Annotated in this window: 15 protein-coding genes and 1 pseudogene; 6 read left to right on the forward strand and 10 right to left on the reverse strand. The window is 56.0% G+C overall.

What is annotated here, in order from left to right; genetic code table 11:
• Window positions 1-14 precede the first annotated feature (14 nt).
• From tmexD to OKB87_RS17440, 3 genes and pseudogenes are all read left to right on the forward strand, one after another.
• Window positions 15-3,149 (forward strand): multidrug efflux RND transporter permease subunit TMexD, encoded by a 3,135-nt coding sequence (tmexD, locus tag OKB87_RS17430; RefSeq protein WP_225159535.1) that lies wholly within the window; start codon window positions 15-17, stop codon window positions 3,147-3,149.
• A 4-nt stretch (window positions 3,150-3,153) separates the two neighbouring features.
• On the forward strand, window positions 3,154-4,587 hold the full coding sequence (locus OKB87_RS17435) for a multidrug efflux transporter outer membrane subunit TOprJ2 (RefSeq protein ID WP_088903432.1): 1,434 nt from the start codon (window positions 3,154-3,156) through the stop codon (window positions 4,585-4,587).
• Between the two features lie 429 nt (window positions 4,588-5,016).
• Window positions 5,017-5,976: pseudogene (locus OKB87_RS17440) on the forward strand (DinB/UmuC family translesion DNA polymerase); the annotation flags it as partial.
• Between the two features lie 262 nt (window positions 5,977-6,238).
• Here the strand turns inward: OKB87_RS17440 and OKB87_RS17445 are convergent.
• On the reverse strand, window positions 6,239-7,159 hold the full coding sequence (locus OKB87_RS17445) for a viperin family antiviral radical SAM protein (protein WP_201922053.1): 921 nt from the start codon (window positions 7,157-7,159) through the stop codon (window positions 6,239-6,241).
• Between the two features lie 185 nt (window positions 7,160-7,344).
• Here OKB87_RS17445 and OKB87_RS17450 point away from each other — a divergent pair, with 185 nt between their 5' ends.
• The 3 genes from OKB87_RS17450 (at window position 7,345) to OKB87_RS17460 (ending at window position 12,602) form a co-directional block, all read left to right on the forward strand.
• Window positions 7,345-10,074: an ankyrin repeat domain-containing protein gene (locus tag OKB87_RS17450; RefSeq protein ID WP_201922057.1), complete on the forward strand. Its 2,730-nt coding sequence runs from the start codon at window positions 7,345-7,347 to the stop codon at window positions 10,072-10,074.
• 441 nt (window positions 10,075-10,515) lie between these two features.
• Complete coding sequence (locus OKB87_RS17455; protein ID WP_270828118.1) at window positions 10,516-12,249, forward strand: site-specific integrase; 1,734 nt, start codon at window positions 10,516-10,518, stop codon at window positions 12,247-12,249.
• Window positions 12,246-12,602: a hypothetical protein gene (locus tag OKB87_RS17460; RefSeq protein WP_270828120.1), complete on the forward strand. Its 357-nt coding sequence runs from the start codon at window positions 12,246-12,248 to the stop codon at window positions 12,600-12,602. Before OKB87_RS17455 ends, OKB87_RS17460 begins: the two co-directional genes overlap by 4 nt.
• 204 nt (window positions 12,603-12,806) lie before the next feature.
• Here the strand turns inward: OKB87_RS17460 and OKB87_RS17465 are convergent, their stop codons facing one another.
• From OKB87_RS17465 to OKB87_RS17505, 9 genes are all read right to left on the reverse strand, one after another.
• Window positions 12,807-14,006 carry a hypothetical protein gene (locus tag OKB87_RS17465; RefSeq protein WP_270828121.1) on the reverse strand — a complete coding sequence of 400 codons (1,200 nt, stop codon included), beginning with the start codon at window positions 14,004-14,006 and terminating at the stop codon, window positions 12,807-12,809.
• A gap of 406 nt (window positions 14,007-14,412) precedes the next feature.
• Window positions 14,413-14,937, reverse strand: coding sequence for a helix-turn-helix domain-containing protein (locus tag OKB87_RS17470; protein ID WP_167824804.1), 525 nt, complete (start codon window positions 14,935-14,937; stop codon window positions 14,413-14,415).
• 168 nt (window positions 14,938-15,105) lie between these two features.
• On the reverse strand, window positions 15,106-15,597 hold the full coding sequence (locus OKB87_RS17475; RefSeq protein WP_270828122.1) for a hypothetical protein: 492 nt from the start codon (window positions 15,595-15,597) through the stop codon (window positions 15,106-15,108).
• Window positions 15,594-15,902, reverse strand: coding sequence for a hypothetical protein (locus OKB87_RS17480; protein ID WP_171274227.1), 309 nt, complete (start codon window positions 15,900-15,902; stop codon window positions 15,594-15,596). The genes OKB87_RS17475 and OKB87_RS17480 overlap by 4 nt, the downstream gene beginning before the upstream one ends.
• A gap of 151 nt (window positions 15,903-16,053) precedes the next feature.
• Window positions 16,054-16,611, reverse strand: coding sequence for a recombinase family protein (locus OKB87_RS17485; RefSeq protein ID WP_270828123.1), 558 nt, complete (start codon window positions 16,609-16,611; stop codon window positions 16,054-16,056).
• Between the two features lie 337 nt (window positions 16,612-16,948).
• Complete coding sequence (locus OKB87_RS17490) at window positions 16,949-17,266, reverse strand: type II toxin-antitoxin system RnlB family antitoxin (RefSeq protein WP_268014637.1); 318 nt, start codon at window positions 17,264-17,266, stop codon at window positions 16,949-16,951.
• A gap of 11 nt (window positions 17,267-17,277) precedes the next feature.
• Window positions 17,278-18,369: a type II toxin-antitoxin system RnlA family toxin gene (locus OKB87_RS17495; RefSeq protein WP_270828126.1), complete on the reverse strand. Its 1,092-nt coding sequence runs from the start codon at window positions 18,367-18,369 to the stop codon at window positions 17,278-17,280.
• Window positions 18,370-18,708: 339 nt separating this feature from the next.
• Entirely contained in the window at window positions 18,709-19,584 is an 876-nt protein-coding gene (locus OKB87_RS17500; RefSeq protein ID WP_270828127.1) for an aldose 1-epimerase, read from the reverse strand.
• Window positions 19,581-21,035 carry a sugar porter family MFS transporter gene (locus tag OKB87_RS17505; RefSeq protein WP_270828128.1) on the reverse strand — a complete coding sequence of 485 codons (1,455 nt, stop codon included), beginning with the start codon at window positions 21,033-21,035 and terminating at the stop codon, window positions 19,581-19,583. The genes OKB87_RS17500 and OKB87_RS17505 overlap by 4 nt, the downstream gene beginning before the upstream one ends.
• Window positions 21,036-21,096 lie beyond the last annotated feature (61 nt).

Consider the following 21,096-nt stretch of genomic DNA (forward strand, 5'->3'; position numbering starts at 1 on the left):
CCGGAGAACCTCTCATGTCCCTGTTTTTCATCCGGCGCCCCAATTTCGCCTGGGTAGTCGCCCTGTTCATCTCGCTGGGTGGCCTGCTGGCCATCCCGTTCCTGCCGGTGGCGCAGTACCCCAACGTGGCGCCGCCGCAGATCACCGTGACCGCCACCTATCCCGGCGCTTCGGCGCAGGAGCTCACCGACTCGGTGACCAGCGTCATCGAGGAAGAACTCAACGGCGCCAAGAACCTGCTGTACTTCGAGTCCACCAGCAACGCCAACGGCATCGCCGAGATCACCGTCACCTTCCAGCCAGGGACCGACCCCGAACTGGCCCAGGTTGACGTGCAGAACCGTCTGAAGAAGGCCGAGGCACGCATGCCGCAGGCCGTGCTGACGCTCGGCATCCAGACCGAGCAGGCCACCGCCGGCTTCCTGCTGATCTATGCGCTGAGCTACACCGATGGCGACAAGGACGCCAACGTCACGGCGCTGGCCGATTACGCCGCGCGCAACATCAACAACGAAATCCGTCGCGTGAACGGCGTCGGCAAGCTGCAGTTCTTCGCCTCCGAGGCGGCCATGCGCGTGTGGATCGATCCGCAGAAGCTGGTCGGCTACGGCCTATCCATCGATGACGTGAACAACGCCATCCGCGCGCAGAACGTGCAGGTGCCGGCCGGTGCCTTCGGCAGCACGCCGGGTTCCAGCGAGCAGGAGCTGACGGCGACCCTGGCGGTCAAGGGTACCCTGGACAACCCGCAGGAATTCGCCGCCATCGTGCTGCGTGCCAACCAGGACGGCTCGCGCCTGACCCTGGGCGACGTGGCGCGCATCGAGGTCGGCAGCCAGGACTACAACTTCGGCTCGCGCCAGGACGGCAAGCCCGCCGTTGCCGCCGCCGTGCAGCTGTCGCCCGGTGCCAACGCGATCCAGACCGCCGAGGCGGTCAAGCAGCGTCTGACCGAGCTGTCGGCCAACTTCCCGGACAACGTCGAGTTCTCCGTGCCGTACGACACCTCGCGCTTCGTCGACGTGGCGATCGACAAGGTCATCATGACCCTCATCGAGGCCATGGTGCTGGTGTTCCTGGTGATGTTCCTGTTCCTGCAGAACGTGCGCTACACCCTGATCCCGTCCATCGTCGTGCCGGTGTGTCTGCTCGGTACGCTGACCTTCATGTACCTGCTTGGCTTCTCGGTGAACATGATGACCATGTTCGGCATGGTGCTGGCCATCGGCATCCTGGTGGACGACGCCATCGTGGTGGTGGAGAACGTCGAGCGGATCATGGCCGAGGAAGGCCTGGCGCCGGTGCCGGCGACCATCAAGGCGATGGGGCAGGTGTCCGGGGCGATCATCGGTATCACCCTGGTGCTGTCGGCGGTGTTCCTGCCGCTGGCCTTCATGGCCGGCTCGGTGGGGGTGATCTACCAGCAGTTCTCGCTGTCGCTGGCGGTGTCGATCCTGTTCTCGGGCTTCCTCGCGCTGACCTTCACCCCGGCGCTGTGCGCCACGCTGCTCAAACCGATCCCCGAAGGCCATCACGAGAAGACCGGTTTCTTCGGCTGGTTCAACCGCAAGTTCACCGCCCTGACCGGCCGCTACACCAAACTCAACGGCAAGCTGGTGCCGCGCGCCGGGCGGGTGATGTTCATCTACCTGGGCGTGGTGGTGCTGATGGGTTTCTTCTACCTGCGCCTGCCGGAATCCTTCGTGCCGGTGGAAGACCAGGGCTACATGATCGTCGACATCCAGTTGCCGCCAGGCGCCACCCGTGAGCGCACCTCGGCCACGGGTGAGGAGCTGGAAGAGTTTCTGATGGCCCGCGAGGCCGTGCAGACGTCCTTCCTGGTCCTCGGCTTCAGCTTCTCCGGCATGGGTGAGAACGCGGCCATTGCCTTCCCGCTGCTCAAGGACTGGTCCGAGCGAGATTCTTCGCAGTCGCCGGAAGCCGAGTCGGCTGCGGTCAACCAGCACTTCGCCAACCTCGATGACGGCGCGATCATGGCGGTGCCGCCACCGCCGGTCGAAGGCCTGGGCAACTCGGGTGGTTTCGCCCTGCGCCTGCAGGACCGCGCCGGCCTTGGCCGCGATGCCCTGTTGGCAGCGCGCGATGAAGTGCTGGGCAAGGTCAACGGCAATCCGAAGTTCCTCTACGCCATGATGGAAGGTCTGGCCGAGGCGCCGCAGCTGCGCCTGGTGATCGACCGTGAGCAGGCGCGCACGCTGGGAGTCAGCTTCGAAGCGATCAGCAGCGCGCTGTCCACTGCGTTCGGCTCGTCGGTGATCAACGACTTCGCCAACGCCGGCCGCCAGCAGCGCGTGGTGGTACAGGCCGAACAGGCCGAGCGCATGACACCGGAAAGCGTCCTGCGCCTGCATGTGCCCAACGACAGCGGCAGCCTGGTACCGCTGAGTGCTTTCGTCACCACGAGCTGGGAAGAAGGCCCGGTGCAGGTCGCGCGTTACAACGGTTACCCGTCGATCCGCATTGCCGGTGACGCCGCGCCCGGCGTGAGCACTGGCGAGGCGATGCTCGAACTGGAGCGCATCGCTGCCGAGCTGCCCGAAGGTATCGGTTACGAGTGGACCGGGCTGTCGTATCAGGAGCGGGTCGCCAGCGGGCAGGCGACGATGCTGTTCGCCCTGGCCATCACCGTGGTGTTCCTGCTGCTGGTGGCGCTCTACGAGAGCTGGGCGATCCCGCTGACGGTGATGCTGATCGTGCCGGTCGGCGCACTCGGCGCGGTACTGGCGGTGACTGCTATCGGCCTGCCCAACGACGTGTACTTCAAGGTCGGCCTGATCACCGTGATCGGCCTGGCGGCGAAGAACGCCATTCTCATCGTCGAGTTCGCCAAGGACCTGTGGGAAGACGGCTACTCGCTGCGCGATGCTGCTGTCGAAGCCGCGCGCCTGCGTTTCCGCCCGATCATCATGACCTCCATGGCGTTCATGCTCGGCGTGGTGCCGCTGGCCATCGCCACTGGCGCCGGCGCTGCGAGCCAGCGCGCACTGGGCACCGGGGTGCTGGGCGGGATGCTCAGCGCGACCATGCTCGGGGTGATCTTCGTGCCGATCTTCTTCGTCTGGGTGCTGTCGCTGCTGCGCACCAAACCTCAGCAAACCGACAACCATCCCCTGCATAAAGCGGAGTAATGCGATGACCTCTCACTTCATGCTCCGTCGCGCTCTGCTGCCCCTGGCCATCGCCGCCCTGGCGGGTTGTTCGCTGGCCCCGACCTACGAGCGCCCGCAGGCACCGGTCGCGTCGCACTGGCAAGCCGCCGACGCGGAGGGCACCCGTGCCCAGGCGCTGGACTGGCAGACCTTCATCGTCGATGCCGACTTGCGCCGCGCGGTGGATACGGCGCTGAGCAACAACCGCAGCCTGCGCCAGGCGCTGCTGGATATCGAAGCTGCGCGTGCCCAGTACCGCATCCAGCGTGCTGATCGCCTGCCTTCGATCAACGCCAATGCCAGCGGCAACCGCCAGCGCCTGCCTGCCGATCTGTCGCAGACCGGGCGCTCGGAAGTGACCAGCAACTATCAGGTCGGCCTCGGCCTCGCGGAGTACGAAGTCGACCTGTTCGGCCGCGTGCGCAACCTCTCCGAGGCCGCGCTGGAGACCTACCTGGCGACCGAGGAGGCGACCCGTGCCACGCAGATCAGCCTGGTTGCCGAGGTCATCCAGGCCTACCTGACCCGCGATGGTGCGCTACGCCGCATGGCCCTGGTCGAACAAACCCTGGACAGCCGCATGGCCTCGCTGGAGCTGGTCAGCCAGCGCCGTGCAGCGGGGGCCGCCACCGCCCTGGATTACCAGGAAGCGGTCGGCCTTGCCGAACAGGCTAGGGCCGAGCGCGAGAGCACCGAACGCCAGTTACGCCAGGCGGACAACGCCCTGGTCCTGTTGCTCGGCACGCCAGATGCCGCTCGCCTGCTGCCCGCGACGCCCCGCGACGACCTGATGGTGCTGCAGGACATCGCCCCCGGCACCAGCTCGGAACTGATCGAACGGCGCCCGGACATTCTCGCCAGCGAGCACCGCCTCAAGGCGCGCAATGCCGATATCGGTGCAGCTCGCGCCGCGTTCTTTCCCCGGATCAGCCTGACCGGTTCGGTGGGCAGCTCCAGTGCCGAGTTGTCCGGATTGTTCGATGGCGGCTCGCGGGCCTGGAGCTTTGCCCCGACGCTGTCGCTGCCGATCTTCGCCGGTGGCCGCAACCGCGCCAACCTGGACCTCGCCGAAGTGCGCCAGGACGCGGCGGTGGCCGACTACGAAGGCACCATCCAGACCGCCTTCCGCGAAGTGGCCGATGCCCTGGCCGCCACCGACACCCTGCGCCGCGAGGAGGCTGCCCGCCAGGCTCTGGCCGGTTCCAGCGAGGCTGCGATGGCCCTGGCTAAGGCGCGTTACGAGGGCGGCGTGGACGACTACCTGCGTTATCTTGACGCCCAGCGCAGCACCTTTAGCAACCAGACCACACTAATTCAAATCAGCACGGAACGGCAGATTGCGCTGGTTGACCTGTTCAGGTCTCTGGGCGGTGGCTGGGGCCAAACTGAACCGATGGCCGGGATCGGCGCTGAGTGAGCAAAGCCAGGAGTCCTGCATCCGAAGACCGGACTCTGGCTCCATCACCGGTGAGCTACTGGTCATCGACGGGGCAATCGTCTGATCGAGAATAAGACTGTCTGACGACTGGCAGGCCTATGGATTATTGGTGGCAGCAGCTAACGGCTCTATAAAGAGCTGCAAAAAATCACTGTAACGCATGATTGACTGACTGCTTCTGGCCGGTTTCTGCCTGTTGCGTCTCTGCTGCCCACTGGCCAAGTCGGATGCACGCGGTGGTCAGTACCAATGCAATTGACTGGTCAAATGGGTGCAATTGCGCAGGTATGGACTTCAAGCCCCAATTTCCTGGAAAAGAGGTTCTTTCTATGGACATCCGACATCAGAGATTGAGTAGCGGAATGTCTGAGCTGAAGTCATGTCCATGGCTGTTCTTCTTTCCTTTACATCGATGAAGCATTCCTGTCACTGTCAGAGTCGTTTGCCGGGGAGCTGACAGCCTATGGGCAACAGATCCGGCAGCGAGTGTGGCAGTGGACCGGCCTAACGGTAGGGGTCGGGATCGGCCCCACCAAGACCCTCGCCAAGCTGGCCAACTATGCCGCCAAGAAGTGGCCTGCCACTGGTGGTGTGGTCGATTTGCGTGACGAGCTGCGCCGTGCCCGGCTGATGGCCATCACCCCGGTGGATGAGGTGTGGGGTATAGGGCGGCGCTTGGGGGCCAAGCTGGTGGCACAAGGCATCCACACCGTGGCTGACTTGGTGGCCAGCGATGCCAAAGGGTTACGCGCCCAATACGGCGTGGTGGTCGAGCGGATCGTACAGGAGCTGCGTGGCCTGCCTTGCGCAGAGCTGACCGTTGAACCGGCGGCGAAGCAGCAGATCCTCTCGAGCCGTTCCTTTGGGGAGCGCGTGACTGAGCGTGGGGAAATGGCCCAAGCGTTGTCAGGCTTTATGGCTCGTGCTGCCGAGAAGTTGCGGGCCGAGGGAATGTGTTGCCAGCGGGTGCACCTGTTTGTGCGTACCAGCCCCTTTGACGAACGTGCACCTTACTACAGTGAGCAGGCTGGCCTTCGGCTAGTCAGCCCCAGCGATGACACCCGGTTGTTGCTACAACAAGTGGGCGTGTTGCTACCGCAGATTTGGCGTGACGGTTACCGCTATCAGAAAGGCGGGGTCATGCTGAGTGAGTTCACTCCCAAGGGGCAGCAACAGGCCGATCTGTTTGCCCCGTCCTCCGCTCAATCGGATGCGCTGATGACTGTGATGGACCAGATCAAAGCCAAGGGGCTGGGGCGTGTAGGCTTTGCTAGTCAAGGCTCGGGATCGCCTGAGTGGATGATGCGACAAGCGCACCTGAGCCCCTGTTACACCACCCGCTGGGAGGACCTGCCGGTGGCGAGGTAGAGCCACATTCACCAGCTCAAACATCATACGGCCGCAGGATATACCTATAAAACACGCATATTCGCTGCAGATAAAATACCCTTACGTAAATCACGCCGTAGCTTATACAAGCTACGGCTGTCGCTGGGTGACCTGCTCACGGTCAAAGTCAGCAGCCCATTAGGGCTGGTCAGTCGCCCATGTTTACCACCATTTTGAAAGGCCCACCCCTGACGAATCAACTGGCGGATCAGCTGGTCGATGTCTTTATTTGAACAGTACTTCATACGCCCACATCTGTATTGGTCCGGATATAGCGTGCGCCAAATCGCTTATGGTCAAAGCTCATTTCGCTAAAGGCCATCCCTGCACCAACCTCGAGGATTGGCCGACTGTAGGCATAACCCTGACCAGCAGGCAACAGAGGGGTGTTCTGAAAAAAACGCCCGTATGGATCAACCATCAGATATGACTCATGCATGTCTAGGTTGTCCTCGATACAGAGGATTTGAGAGAAGGGGTTATGGCGAGAAACAAACGCAGCAAACTGCTCGTCATTAACAGTCAGGTGTTGATTCACTACCGGCAGCATGCGCAGGACTTTCCACTTATCAGGCGCAAGACTCACGATCAGTGGGCCCAGATCTTCGTGGTGGTTGATCTGGTTAACCACGGTATTGAGCTTGATACGCAGCTCTGGGTTTAATTGACGAGCCTTATCCAAGTTGGCGGCCAGACCATTCAAGTCAAGTTGTCGGCCACGATAATCTACTCGCCCAATTGCATGATTGTTTGCGGCTGAAGCCGAATCAATGCTGATACCGAGCCAAGTCAGATATGGCGCCAGACGGTTTAGCAGCCCATCGTTGAGATAGCTGCCGTTACTTATTAACGAGACCTCGAATCCGAGGTCTCGCGCTTGACTGACGATGGATGGAAGCTTGCCCGCATGCAACAATGGCTCCCCACCAGCCAGATTGAGCCGTACTGAACTCCATTTTAATTGGCTAGCTAATGGGTTTGCACGGTTAGCCGGTCGAAAGAAACGGTACAGCTCGGTCAGAAACTTAGTGGTTTGCTCCGGATCTCGGATCAGCGCTCTCTGGCAAGTCATTTTATGCCAAGTCGCATAACAGTAGTGGCAACGATAGTTACAGGCTTCCGTTAAGTGCCAATTGATAACGATTTGAACGGGTAACGACATGATTAGGCTCTCTTTGGTCAAGGATACGCAAAGGGTGCCTATGGGTTGGCTTAAACGATATGAAACACCGTGTATCCCCCAGTTTTGCGGACTGTGAGAGGGGGGTACAGGGTATTTCAGTGATCCGATGGATACACATTGCCAGAATGGCCGAGACATCAAACAACCTCAGGATGAGACACAACATGAGCACCTTGCCACTACCCGAAGCCATCTTGCTGGAAATTCATCAAAGCCTTGGCTGCCAAAGCTATCCGACTACCAAGAAAACAAAGTTTGCAACCGGCCAGATAAGTCTTAAAGCTCACAAAAGTATGGTCGAAGAAGTCTTTGACGATATACTCAGGGCGCTAGGAATGGACCCACTGGCACAATTAGATGCACTCGACAACTTCATGGAATTTGTGCATGCCTACAAGTTGCTCGAGCTCAATACTTGGACATTCGCCGCAGATCAACGCCAGATCATCTGGACGATGTTGACGCATTTCTATATGCCGGGTCTGGCCCGCCGGATGGGGTTTTGGAACCTTGAGCAAACACTAGATAGAGGTATGCCGGGTGGGCGTTTCTGGTATCTTCCAGAGCCCTGCGAGGTGAATGGCAAACCTAGCCTATATATGCCGGTTGCCCAAGTGGTCGATTGGCTGTTGGACCTGCTGGGTATGCCTCTAGAGGCATTCGCAGAGCAACATAGTGGATTGATCGAGGATGGCAATGATGGTTTACGCCGATCCTTATATAACTGGCGTAATGGAACCACGATTCGCCCAGAGACCATCGATAAGTACTTCTCTGACAAGATAAAACTACGTTTTGACGGCGCGATATTACTCCACAACGATTGCAGCCCTTCTGCACAATTCAACAACGTTCTGAGTTTTTTGGAAAAAAAAGGGCTGAGTGCCGATAAGCTGCTGTTGGAAATCCCCATGACTCAACCTGGTCGCATAGAGTCAATTCTGGCCGGGCAGGCAGATGAAGACGAGCAAGCCACCTTCGTTAAATGCATCGCCGAGCGTTATGCAGCACCTTTACCCAACACTATCCGCCAACGCTTGTTACTTGCTCGGACGGTACAGGATGGTTATGTACGGCTACTCAAATACCTATTTCCCAATGTTGACAAGTTGTGTGCAGATCCCCAGCAAAATAAATTACTTCAACTATTCGCCATCTATAAGGCTATCTACAACTTGACTATCGATGCATACCGATATTGTAGAGAGCAAGGTGAATCTGCTGAAAATACGTGGTTCGAAGCACATCTGCCTGAATGGGACAAACAAGGCATATTCCTTTCGATCCTTCCTTCTCGTCGTGAAACTGCAAACCTAGAGCTCGCTCAGTTATTGACTCGTCATTTCTACCATTTGCAGCCTGGGGCGATGCTTGAAGATCACTTTGCACTCGACGCAGTATCCGCTGAACCCATCATTCGAAAAAAGTTGGAACTCCTCAAGGCTCATGCTGATGAGACACAAGCTATCTATCGGTTGATTGACCGGATGAGAACCTCATCACCTTGGCGCGCCTTGCAAGCCGAGCATCGATATTGGGTCGTCAGTCAGGTCGCGCAGCATCCATCCCTAACTCCACGAGCCAAAGAGGCCGCTGTCCAGCGTCTGTATGAGATAGCAGCAACACCAGCCGAAACTATCCAAACAATTCTGTTCGGACTGGACGGCTACCTGAATGGTGATCGTAAACAAAGGCCAAAGGACACAAAAACCAAGGTACAAGTTCTACTCGATGAAGCTGAAGCCAGCTCAGGATATGAGTTATGGAAAGCACCCATTTTGCAATACAAAGCCAAGCACCTGCTGGCCAGTAATGATTTTAAGGGGGCAGCCAAGCTGTTCAGAGAGGCGCTGGATGCTGCTTCGGAACGTAATTATGGTCCTATACGTGGGGAGATCGCGAGGGATGGTCTGGCCTTAGAAGTTGCCAACCAGAAACTAATCACCAATAACCACGAAAAATACTATCGGGAGATGCTGGCCGGAGGAATGATGGCCGAGTGCGATACGATTCCATCTATCGAGGATATTGCACGCTGGGCATCAGATTACTTTTGGGATGACCTATACAAACCCTATCCAGGTATTGAGGCCGAAATCCGTAGCATACAAAGTACGATGGATAAGTTACTTAACGACCTGCTGCCATTGTTCCAAGCTGGTGATGAAGAAGGATTGCAAAAATGGATCAAAGCCAATCGTTCATTGTTGAAATCTAGCCTGCCTGATGTCGATGGAAATTCCGTATTGATGGCTCTTCTCAAGATGCATTCTTCTTTTATGCAGATAATGCCTCCCATGAAGTTAATTGTTCCACTCGAGCTGCAAAGTGAAACGCGTCGGTTCGAGGCCATGTTGGCGCATTGGCGCTCGTTTATCGGCCAACTGGCACAAGAGAGCCCTAAACAACTAAATATTCCCGATATTAAAGGGCAAACCCCCTTGATGCTGATGGCTGAGAAAGGAGATACCGAGTTAGTAACCATCATGCTCAAAGCTGGCGCTGATCCAGAAATACAAAGCAGTAGCGGAATGACTGCTCTACATTCGGCGATCAAGTCTGGGGTAGATAGTTGTGTGGATATACTCCTCGATCACCCGTGCAAGCGAGACAATCTCACGGATGACGGGCAATCACCACTGCACACGGCGAGTTGGACTGCCAATTTGCATGCCGTCAGGCGCTTGCTGCAACTATCCCCCAAACTCGCACGGCAGCGCAACTCTCAGGGAATGACCCCCCTAGAATGGATTAACCACTTGATCGACAACCCAGAAGCATTAAGCCTCTTAGCTAACCAGCGGGCTCAAAATGGGCTGCGTTGTGCCACCAAGCAAGAGTTGCTCGTAACTGCAGACTTGCTTGCACAAGCGATGTCTGTGTTACAGAAATAGAGCGAACCTAAAGCGCATCGAAGGATGGGGACACTGATATAGCGTTCTCCTGTGATTTGCCATCTGAAGTTGAACGACCGATTCCGGGTTCTATGAATAGGCAAATTTGGACGGGGAATTTTTTTCCAATCGAGGAACTGATACAACAGAGAGCGCCGACTTTCGCAAGAGGCAGTTACCTTTTGAGAAAGGTAAGAGTTAAAATTTCCTTCACTGCCAATGAGCCATTCCAGCCCAGATAACACTATGTTACTGCAGAAGTTCTGATGTTAGGCATACGGTTAGGCATATTGAAATTTTCTGAATTGGCCATTTTTATTTAAAATCAAATAATTAACCGCCTGGTTCAACATCCCCCAGCTCCACCACCTTCTAAAGCCCTGATTCGTCAGGGCTTTTTCTTTATGGCTGGTCAGGGAGTGACACACTGAGGTGTCACATATGCTCTATCCCGGTCTCATCAAAAACCGCTGTGGTGTCTACTGCTACCGCCTGATCTTCCCCCCATCCCTCCGCCAGTACGGCGCTCCCCGTGAGACTCGCTTCTCACTGGGCACAAAAAATCGCGCTAAAACGGGAGAATTGTGGATCCATGCTTTCAAAATTGGCAGGCTCCTGCTCGACGAATTATTGGCATTAGTTCAGGAAGTCGATCAGGAAGTAAACATGGCTGAAATCTCAGAAATCATGAAGGCGAAGATCGCCGCGAAAAGAGAACAAATCCGGCTCGGGGAGCAGTTGGCCGCACTGCAAGACCAGATTAACGAGCAGCGTCTTGCAGCACTGCGCTCTCGCAAGGAGCTGGCGACAGCTCAGGCTGTGACTCAGAAGGCGAAGGAGCTGGCCCGTACTGCGGTTGGCATTGCCCAGCGGACACAAGGCCAGCTCATTGAAGCCCGGCGGACGGCGGACGCTCTCGCCTCGTTGCCAACAACGCTCAACGCCGAGCCGGTGCCCGTCGGTAGTGCCTTGGTTGCCCCTTCTGCGCCCGGTCAATCGTTGGAATGGCTGGTGGCCCGATTCAACGAGCACAGCGAACATGTGGAGAAGCTCAAACCCAAGACCCTGAGCCAGCGCAAAAGCAATCTTGCGCGTTTTCTCGATGTTCTCGGCCCGCTGAACAGCGCGGCGCTTGTTGCTGCCGATATTACCCACTATCGAGAGGTTATCCGCACGATCCCTAAGAATCTCCCGAAATTGTCAATCTGGAAAGAGCGCCCTGAGGATCCCTTGCTGCGGCGTAACTGGTATCTGGGCTTAGGCAAGCAGGGCCTGCCATCCCTGTCCGAGCAGGGACAGATGACCCACTTCCATGACGTTAAACCCTTTCTTAAATGGCTTAAGGCTGAGCGGTATGTCGCCGAGGATTTCAGCGACATGCTGACACCCATCAAGAACGATGCCGACTATGAAGAAGGCGGACAACCCTTCACTCAGGAACAACTGGGGAAACTAGTTAATAGACTCTGGCGAGCCGACAGTAGGCTTCCCTACGAACAGCCGAAAGACTGGCATTTCTGGGCTCCATTGCTGGGACTGACTACCGGGATGCGCGGCGATGAAATTGGCAGCCTCACTGTGGCCCATGTCATTTATGTAGGAGGCATAATCATGCTCAACGTGCCGGGCTCTAAGACCCCTAACGCCGAGCGCCTGATACCGCTCCCGGATGTAGCTTTGAATGCGGGTTTTATGCAGTTGGTGGAATGGGCGCGGATGTCTAGTGGCGACGCGCGACTGTTCCCGGACTGGGCGCTTGGCGGCGACTCAAAGGCACAAAACTACTCACACAAGCTGGGCAAGTGGTTCAACCATTACAAGGGAACCGGGTTGTTGGCAAAGCTGGACATTTGGCAAACCGATCATCAAGTCAGCTTTCACAGCCTGCGGCATACCTTCATCACAGCCGCTCATCATACTGACATCCGGCTTGAGCTAATGCAGATGATCGTCGGCCACGGGCCAGACCTGCGCAATACCTATGGTCTGCCAGCTACTAAAGATAAGGGGTCATCCACCCCCTACATCAAACCGGGTGTCAAATATAGCCCACGGATGCAGGAGGCTTGTGCAACGCTGCGCAACGTCATAAACAGTGTCGATTTCGGCTGTGACCTGACCGGGATTAATTGGTTGAACTGGCGAAGAGCCAAGAAAATGGGGAATTTGAAATGAGATCCGACATCAGCTTCGAGGACGTCCTGCTGTCCATACAGGCTAGGGTATTGAGCGTGTCGCTGCCCTGTGGGTGCCGCCTGTCTAACGGTCGCCATATCCATCATTGCGAAGGCGTGTGCGAGTGGTTTCAATGGAGCGAGCGCGAATTATCACAGGCAGGGAAAAGGGCGCTCTGGACGCTACTGATCCAGAGTGCCTTCGATGACATCCAGCACGTTTCACCCGCTGATGTGCTGGATTATCTCGACGAGAGCGACAACGGAACGCTCCCGGTGTCTGCTGCCGATTTCAATCTGTGCCTGATGCTGGGGCGTGATGTTCTGGGGGTGACTCGTCAGGTGGTGGCATAGCTGCGAAAGGTTTGATTCTGGGGGCCTAGAACGCCCCCTGTGCGTTTTTGTCGCTATGCCATTTGGTACGGTGCCGGATGCTCGCTGGAGTGCTCTAAAGCGGTTTTTGTAAATCGTCCCGGTACTGTCTCACACGTTTACGATCCCCCTTACACCTGACACACCCCGTACATCTACTTTTACTACCGGGTCATTAACCGTCCGTTACCGGGTCAGCTCTCCTTGCATCTCTTCCCTTCCGAAGTGAGTGGCTGCCCACTTGTCCAACTCTACGAGCATGGCATCAAGGGCACTGTCTTCAGGTAGCCGGGGCTGGTGGACTGGTTGGCCCTCTATGTCGCCAAAGCTCACAGAATCGCTTTTAACCGCTTTGTTGGTGCTTGTGCTGTCTTGGGGTGATTTTGGGTTTGAAATTGATTCTGGCGCGTCCTGTGGGCCTTCATGAGCGTGTCCGGGTGTGCCTGTGTGGTCTTCGGCCTCGATTTTCAAAATTGCAGTGCTGACGTTCTCACTGGGGGATGAGTAGGGAGCTGGTTTTTCTAGGACTTTGGTTTGTGTGGGGCTGGTGGCCTTTTGGCTGACCGTGGAATCCCGTTCGGCAATGAAGTGAGGGAGAAGGAGGGCTGTCGTTCTCCCGTAATGGGCTTGTCCTAGGCGCGTCAGCTCGTGGGGGATGTAGAACTCGGCGTCTTTGCCTATGTCCTTGTGTATATACCAGCCCCATCCGATAGCCTCTCCCATACCGTAGCGCTCAGTGGTACGACGCTGGCGGCGCGAGTCTGAACCATCCCATTCACCGCCCGCACTCTTGAGCCTCTTTTTCTGCTCTGCGGTGAGGCTTCCGAAGTAGATACCATGACAGTGGGATCGGCCCTCGCTGTCTCTCTCTATGCAGAACATGGTCATGTGCTCGACCTCGCGTCCTAGCGCACGACCCAGACGCTTCCTGATGGGGTCTTTTAGTTCAGCGGGGCTCTTAGCTGCGTCCTCCATGGATAAATTCAGGGAAAAGGCTACGTACCGCTTGCTACACCTCTCATACATCATGCCGGATGTAACCCAAGCGTACTTTTCCAAGCCTGATAAGTCTTTCCATGGCCGAAGGGGTTCCTTCCTCCAGTTGGGTGTTGAGATAAGGACAAAGGAAGGATCATACATATTTACTACAGACGAGATCATTTTCTCGTAGTCGCGTCGGGACGCTAAGCCAGACAGGACAAGGCTTTGACGCACCATCCCCTTGAGAGCTCTTGCGGCGGTTTTTGTATTTGGAAACCTTGCTCGCCAAAGCGTCCAGCGGGCTGTTTCACTGATGCTGGTTACAGCTCTGTTTGTGGCTCGCCGGATACTTTTATCAACGTTCATCCCCCCCTTGAGTGCATCCCTGATTCTGGCGATCTGCATCTTAGCAATCCGCTCGTCTCGGGATGGGGAGTCGTCGCGGTGTAGGTTGCGACGGGCAAGCGCAAACTCATTAGGCTGCGTTAATTTTGATGACCGGTCATTGAGCGCCGAGCTCTCTGATGATACTCTTTTCATAGTTAAAACCTTTTGTGCCGCCTCATTGGGCGGCTTTTTTTTACCTGCTTGCCAACGGCAAGCCCTCTTTCAAATCTCGTTCACCTCATCCCCCTGAACGCCTGTAAAGCGCGTACAGCGACAACTGACCGGTTAGGGCCGGTGTCAGTACCTATGGGGATTCCAGCGAAAAGACGCCGCGAAATGGGCGTTAGCGAAGAGGTAGGGCCGACTCATCGGCCAAAATAACAGGGTTACTTTGCAGCATGGGCGGGGCCGCCGTCAACCTGCATCACTCTGGCGGCACATCGCCCCAGCAATCGCGCTCGGCCCTGATAGCCAATATCTCCTCGTCTGTGTAGTCTCTCACAACCAGCTCCGGCAGGGCTTCGACCACCTCCGGCTCCGCTGCCAGTGTGAGTACCCGGCGCAACCCATCAGCGGCCAGCTTGCTGGCTGTGGCACACGCTGAAAGGATCTTGGCCGCTTGGTGCCTGTCACATTCACTATCAATTGTCAGGCTCTCTAACAGCTCGGCTGTCTTGGTATGGATTTGGTTGCAAAGTGCAACCTGTGACCGGACGAGGCGAGCGCCCTCCGAGGCGGCGAACTCAGAAGATAATGAGGCCCGCAATCCGGCGCGGGCCTCCTCTATCAACTCCTCCCGCATCGAGTCGGGGCGAACACCTGAACGCCCCCGGATCCGTTTCACTGTGGATAGGCTGATTCCCGTCTGCTCGGCGATAGCAACAATCGGCCATCCTGCCGCGAGAGCTGCGGCAACCTGCGCTTCAAGGGCGGGGGAGGTGCGACGCATCGCGGCCCCCCTCTATTCCGAGCGCATCACACGGGGTCAATTGCTCCCATCGGGTGATTGCCAGCTCTACAATTTGCGTGGGCGACATATTCAGAGCACTGGCCCATATCGCCACACGTTCCGCGACTGGACGGGATAGCCGTATTACTTGGACTGTTTTTTGCGGCTTCATGCTTTCCCCTCTCCATGCTCCAAACCCTGCTGCTGTTCGCAGAACATCGTCCATAAACGCGCATTCCCATTTTGATATGTCAGGGTTGCCGCCCGCTCATTGTCATTGGCTATGGGGGCTACTGCCGCCGATTGTGGGATCCTAGACAGCATGGAGACGAAGAAATCATTTTCTACTGGCACATGCATAGAGATCAGATCCACCCCGGCAGGTGATACGAGCAAGGAGCGGACGATCTCGCGCAACCCTAACACCTGCTGCAATGCGAAAAATCTCCGGCTATCCATACGCCTCGCCTCGCATAGATTACGAACAGCCCCATAAAGCCGGGTATCAATAACTCGGGCCTGATCTTCATTGGTCTTTTGAACCTCAAGGATTACATCGCGAGCCGCCACAACGTCCCCCTTATCCATCAGTTCCAAAGCGTATGAGAGCTTGCCCGCTGTCACACCATGCGCCTGTTCGAAACGCGTTTCCGGGATCATGCTTTACCTCCATTGCGGGCCAATGCCGCCGCTATACGATACGAGCCGCCAAGGCTTCCACGCTCAATAGTGCGCTGACGCTGCTTCTCGATTTCCTCCTTAACTTCCATGCGCATCCTGTCCGCCAAATCTAGATGGGTCTCACGCTCTTCAATCCAGCCGGTTTCCCCTTCACCAGTGATGATCTCGTCGTCTTCAATCTGCTCAACCGGTATACCGGCAAGCTCTGCTAAAAACGCTTTGTCCCTACCTTCCAGATAGTGCGCATCCTCACCCATCCGCTCTGCGAGCTGACGCTTCAACATTGAAACCTTCATGTATAAGCCTATAAATCTCAATAAGTTACAATGATCGCATGTTACACAAATAGATGACCGATCACCATATTATAGACAAAAAAATACCGGCGCTTGGCCGGTATGTTATTGCTTTATTCGCGTGTTGTTTGGATCGTCATTACGCTGCTTTGCAGGCTCGCTTCACACTGGCGGGTGAAATCCCAAAATGTTCGGCGGTCGCCTGGATGCTTGCGCTGTTTTCCTTCCGCCAGATAGCAACGGCAACATCATCAATGGTCTTTTCTCGCCCTAATGCTTTGCCCTCTGCCTTGGCCTTGGCGATCCCGGCCATCTGACGGGCCTTGATATTTGAGCGTTCCAGCTCTGCGACAGCGGCCAGCATGGTCAGCATTGCCTTACCGATTGGCGTGGACAGGTCGAACCCCTCCCGCAAGCTGATAATCGACACACCCTTGGCTTGCAGCGCCTCAACCGTGTGCAGAACGTCAATGGTGTCACGCCCAAGACGGTCAACGGCGGGAACAATTAGCGTATCGCCCTTCCGCACAAACTTGAACAGCTCGGAGAATTCCGGGCGCTCTAATGCCTTCACTGCACCAGATATACCCTCGTCTGCGAACCACGTTTCCACCTTGTGGATCTGCTCAATGCTGTGGCGCTGAGTCTCAACGCTCTGCTCGCCAGTGCTTACCCTTAGATACCCGATAACAGCCATAACCATTCCCCACGTGTGGCTCAAAAACTATGGCTCACAATATAATGATAGCTCATATTGAAATCAACACTTTTGAGCCACTCTTTTCGATAGGGTGTTTGGGTGGCTCAAAAGGTACACATTATAAGCCAGCGCTGAAGGGATGATCCTGCAGTTGCCTAACCTCATCTGACCGTTTTCATCATCAACCATGAAGACTAATCAACTAGATTTAGCAACATGAATTAGCGAAAAACGCTGGTCATTTATAGATTTCGCAGGAAAAAATAACGGAAAATTTCATTTAGGAAGCATACACAATAGTGTGTGTTATCTATAGAGAGGCAAGATGGATTAACTAAGACAGGACCGAGAACTGAATGCAGTTTTGCTTTTTCAACAACTCGCCATGCTCTTTGAGTAAAGAGCATGGCATGTTATCAGGATCAACTACTTGGAATGTCTTTCTTTCAAATACTTGACCGTCGAACTGCATTGACGCGAATCGATTCCATTCAGCCCCATTTGAGCACAGCAAATCGAAGAGAATCTCACCAGAGACTTCCTTCTTCTGCAGCTCATCCATAACAGATGACAGCTCTTGTAGGGGATTTTGATAGTCAGTAGCAATCACAACTGCTGCGTAGCGACTATCATCCGTCCGAATGAAATACATGGCTCTCCGTCTTAGTGAAGGTCGTCAAGGAAAGAATAGATTGTATTGGTCAGCCTGTTAACTTCTTCGAGGCTGCCGATTACCCGACTGCCATCGATCAAGCTTTCCATATGGAACAATCCATGTCGATGCTTATTGAAAAAAGAGTAAGCGTTATGGACTAAAGTCTGTTCCTCTCGTTGAGGCATCAGATGATGATAATCCTGCTTTAAAACATACGTGTTACGCGCAGGATCTTGGAGTTCATAGAAAGAACCCACGGTTCTTTCTCGAGTCACTTCAATCCCTCTATCGGCTAGAAAACTCTTGACAGCCCCCTCAAGCGATCTCAACTCAGGGAATACTAACATTGAGTAGTCTGGCAGCTTAGGGGCGGAAAGCCTAACACACAGACTGGACAAAAGTAAGGCACTTGTCACTTTTGGTAAGCGTTCAACAGACTTTGGAAGTTTTGTCCGTAAAAATTCCATCGCGATCTCCGGCCTAACGATCTCTGCCTTGCCGCCATCTTCTGTACGACTCAACACATACTCTAAACCAGCCAAATCTAACAAAGATGACATCAGATAAATTAGCCGTCGATAACATGACAAAGGGCGGCCTTGTATCTGTAAAGTTCGGGTATTTCTGTGATGAGTAACAACTATTTGATCTTTATTGATTTTTGAGCTGATTCGCCACTGTGCTTGTCGCTCTTCATTCCTAGTAATTTCTACTTGGTAATCTCCCTCACTGCATTCAGGGACTTCAGAGATAATCGGCTCTATCTGATCTTGAGCAACCCCCCTGATAGACATATTAACTTGTTGAAACTCATCAGGATGAATTGTCTCAAACAGTCGCTGTGCTAAATCGAAACCAACCTGTTGATTTTTACCAACTTTATAGTTAAGTGTAGACGTTCCATTTTTATTGAAGTAGACATCCAAAGTCGCATCGACCATACCAACTTTGCCAATGATCACACGGTAAATTTGTTTCTCCGGCAACATCCCCCTACTTCTGAGGCTAAGGGAATGCTCAGTAAGAAACTCATCGATTACAGGTTCTAAGCATTCACGATTGAGATTGAGTTCCTTGAAAGATGGCAGCTCAGTAGACATTGTGTGCAGTCCATGAAGAAAGTGTGAGTCTGATGCTACCAACCGCTTCTGTTTCAAAGCAATCATCAGGCTACTAAAGCATGAACTCAATCATTGAACATGCATAAAAGGGAGTTGAACCGGCGTCCAAAATTTGGTGTCATGGTGAAGGGTCACAGAAATGATTCGCTGGAACAGGTCATCTAACCGATTGATCTGAAATGATAAACTAAAGATTGGTTGTCACCTCCCCCCAGCTCCACCAAACGTTTGGAAAGGGCCATCTCGCAAGAGGTGGCCCTTTTTTTATTCCTCTGTTTTCAGCAAACACCCAACCGCACAATCTCGCCGCTTATCCCGTTACGTCTCGCAACCAACTATCAACGCTGGCATCAGGGTGATGGTCATGGCGATGCTCATGGTGTCACCGCGCTGCAGCAGACGCAGGCCGGGGTGACCGGCCATGTGGTGGGCATTGGCGGCGTGGCTCTGAGGCTCGAGACAAACAAAACCGCTCGTTTCATCCGGCTGATAGAGCATCAGGAAAGAAGCGTCGCTGACCACCTTCAACCGCTGCTGGCGGGCGGGGTGCACCATCTCGGCCGTACCATGCCAACCACCGTAACAGTGGTTGAGCCACCCTTGCGGGCGAACCCACTGGCGAAAGTCGAGGTGGGGCGCAAGCCTGCTCGACCAGTCGGTCGGCAGATGCTCCGGCCCCTCCTGCCAGACGCCGCTCGCCAGAAAGCGAATCTTGGTCTGCTCGTCGCGCCAGAAGAAGGGATGAAAACCGGCGCCGTAGAGACAGGGTGCTTCCCCCAGATGCGTCAGACTGATGCGTGCCAGCAGGCTCACCCCCTGCAGCCGATAGTCAATCTCGGCCAGATAGTGAAAAGGGTCGCATTGGCTGGTGAGCTGCAGCGTCACCGAACTGGCAGAGTCCGCCACCCGTTGCCATGGCTGCAACCAGCCATCGCCATGCAGAAAGAAGTCGGGATCTAGGGGACTTTCTGGCAAGCCATGCTCCTCCCCCCACAACTCAACACAGTTGCCTGCCACCCGGTTGGCCAGCGGCACCATGGGAAAGAGGGCGCTTTCGCCGGGATGACAAGATGCACCGGGGTTGGTGCCGCGCAGCAGCGGGCGCCCCTGCTCATCCTCCAGCCCCAGCACACAGGCTCCTTGGGTTGAAACCCGCATCCGAAGATGCGGGTTGCTCAATGTGTAAACCGTCATGCCGAGGCGCTCGCCTTGGTCGGCGTCAACTCCACCTTGCCCTGGGCCAGCTGGGCTTCCAGCGCCTCCAGCGTTACTCCCTTGGTCTCGGGCACCTTGCGGTAGATGAAGATCAGCCCGGCGAAACAGATAAGGCCGTAGAGCAGGAAACTGCCAGCAGCCCCCAGCCCGGCGTTGAGCAGCGGGAAAGTGTAGGTCAGCACGAAGCAGGCGATCCAGAGCGCCAGGGTTCCGGCCGACATCGCCAACCCGCGCACCCGGTTGGGGAAGATTTCGGAGAGCAGCACCCAGGTGACCGGTGCCAGGGTCAGGGCATAGATGGCGATGGCCGCCAGCACCAGCAACAGCACCGGCAAGCCCAGCACGCCGCTGGCATAGGCCGCAGCCATCATGCCATAGATGATGGTGAGACCAGCCGAGCCAATCAGCATCAGCTTGCGGCGGCCAAGCTTGTCCACCATGGGCAGCGCAATCAGGGTAAACAGCAGGTTGATAAGGCCGGTGGCGACGATGGACTTGAGAGTGCTGTTGATATCAAACCCGGCGGAGGCAAAGATCTCCTGCGCGTAGTTGAAGATGACGTTGATGCCGCACCACTGCTGGAACACCGCCAGCACCATGCCGATGATGAGGATGGGGCGCACCGAGGGCTTGCCCAGCTCCGCCAGCGATACCTTGTGCGCCGACTCCCCCACCAGAGTCTGGCGGATCTCGGCCAGCGTCTGCTTGGCATAGGCATCCCCGCCAATCTTGCCGAGCATGCGGGCCGCCTGCTCATACCGGTCATCTTTGGCCAGCCAGCGCGGTGACTCCGGCACGAAGAACATCAGCACCAGAAACGCCAGCGCAGGTACCAGTTCGGCCCCGAACATCCAGCGCCAGCCGGACTGGCCGTTCCAGGTGGCCAGAATATCGGCCTGGGTGGCGTTGCTCGCGACCGGATCGGCGATCATCAGGTTGACCAACTGAGCAGCCAGCACGCCGATGACAATGGTGAGCTGGTTGATGGCAACGAACTTGCCCCGCTTGTCGGCCGGGCTGATCTCGGCGATGTACATGGGCGAGAGCGCAGAAGCCAGACCGATACCGATCCCCCCCACGATGCGATAGACCACGAACAGATCGAAGTTGCTGGCCGCAGCCGTGCCCCATGCCGAGATGGCAAACAGGATGGCGGCCAGGATCAGCGGCTTCTTGCGGCCGAAGCGATCCGCCGACCAGCCGGAGATGGCGGCCCCCAGCACACAGCCCACCAGCGCCGAGCTCATGGCCCAGCCGGACTGGGCCGGGTCGGTGATAGAGAAATAGGCCTCATAGAAGGGCTTTGCCCCGCCGATGACCACCCAGTCGTAACCAAACAGCAGGCCACCGCAGGCGGCCACCAGGCAGATCATCCAGACGTAGCCCATGTTGAGCCGGTGCGTATCCGAGCGATGTTGAGTGTGTTCCATGACTCATCCTTATTATCTTGTCGATTGTAGGGTGCAGTGGCGCCCCGTACCGTGGCGGGGC

This window comes from Aeromonas sp. Y318-1, from assembly GCF_027706125.1.
Taxonomy (GTDB): Bacteria; Pseudomonadota; Gammaproteobacteria; order Enterobacterales; family Aeromonadaceae; genus Aeromonas; species Aeromonas hydrophila.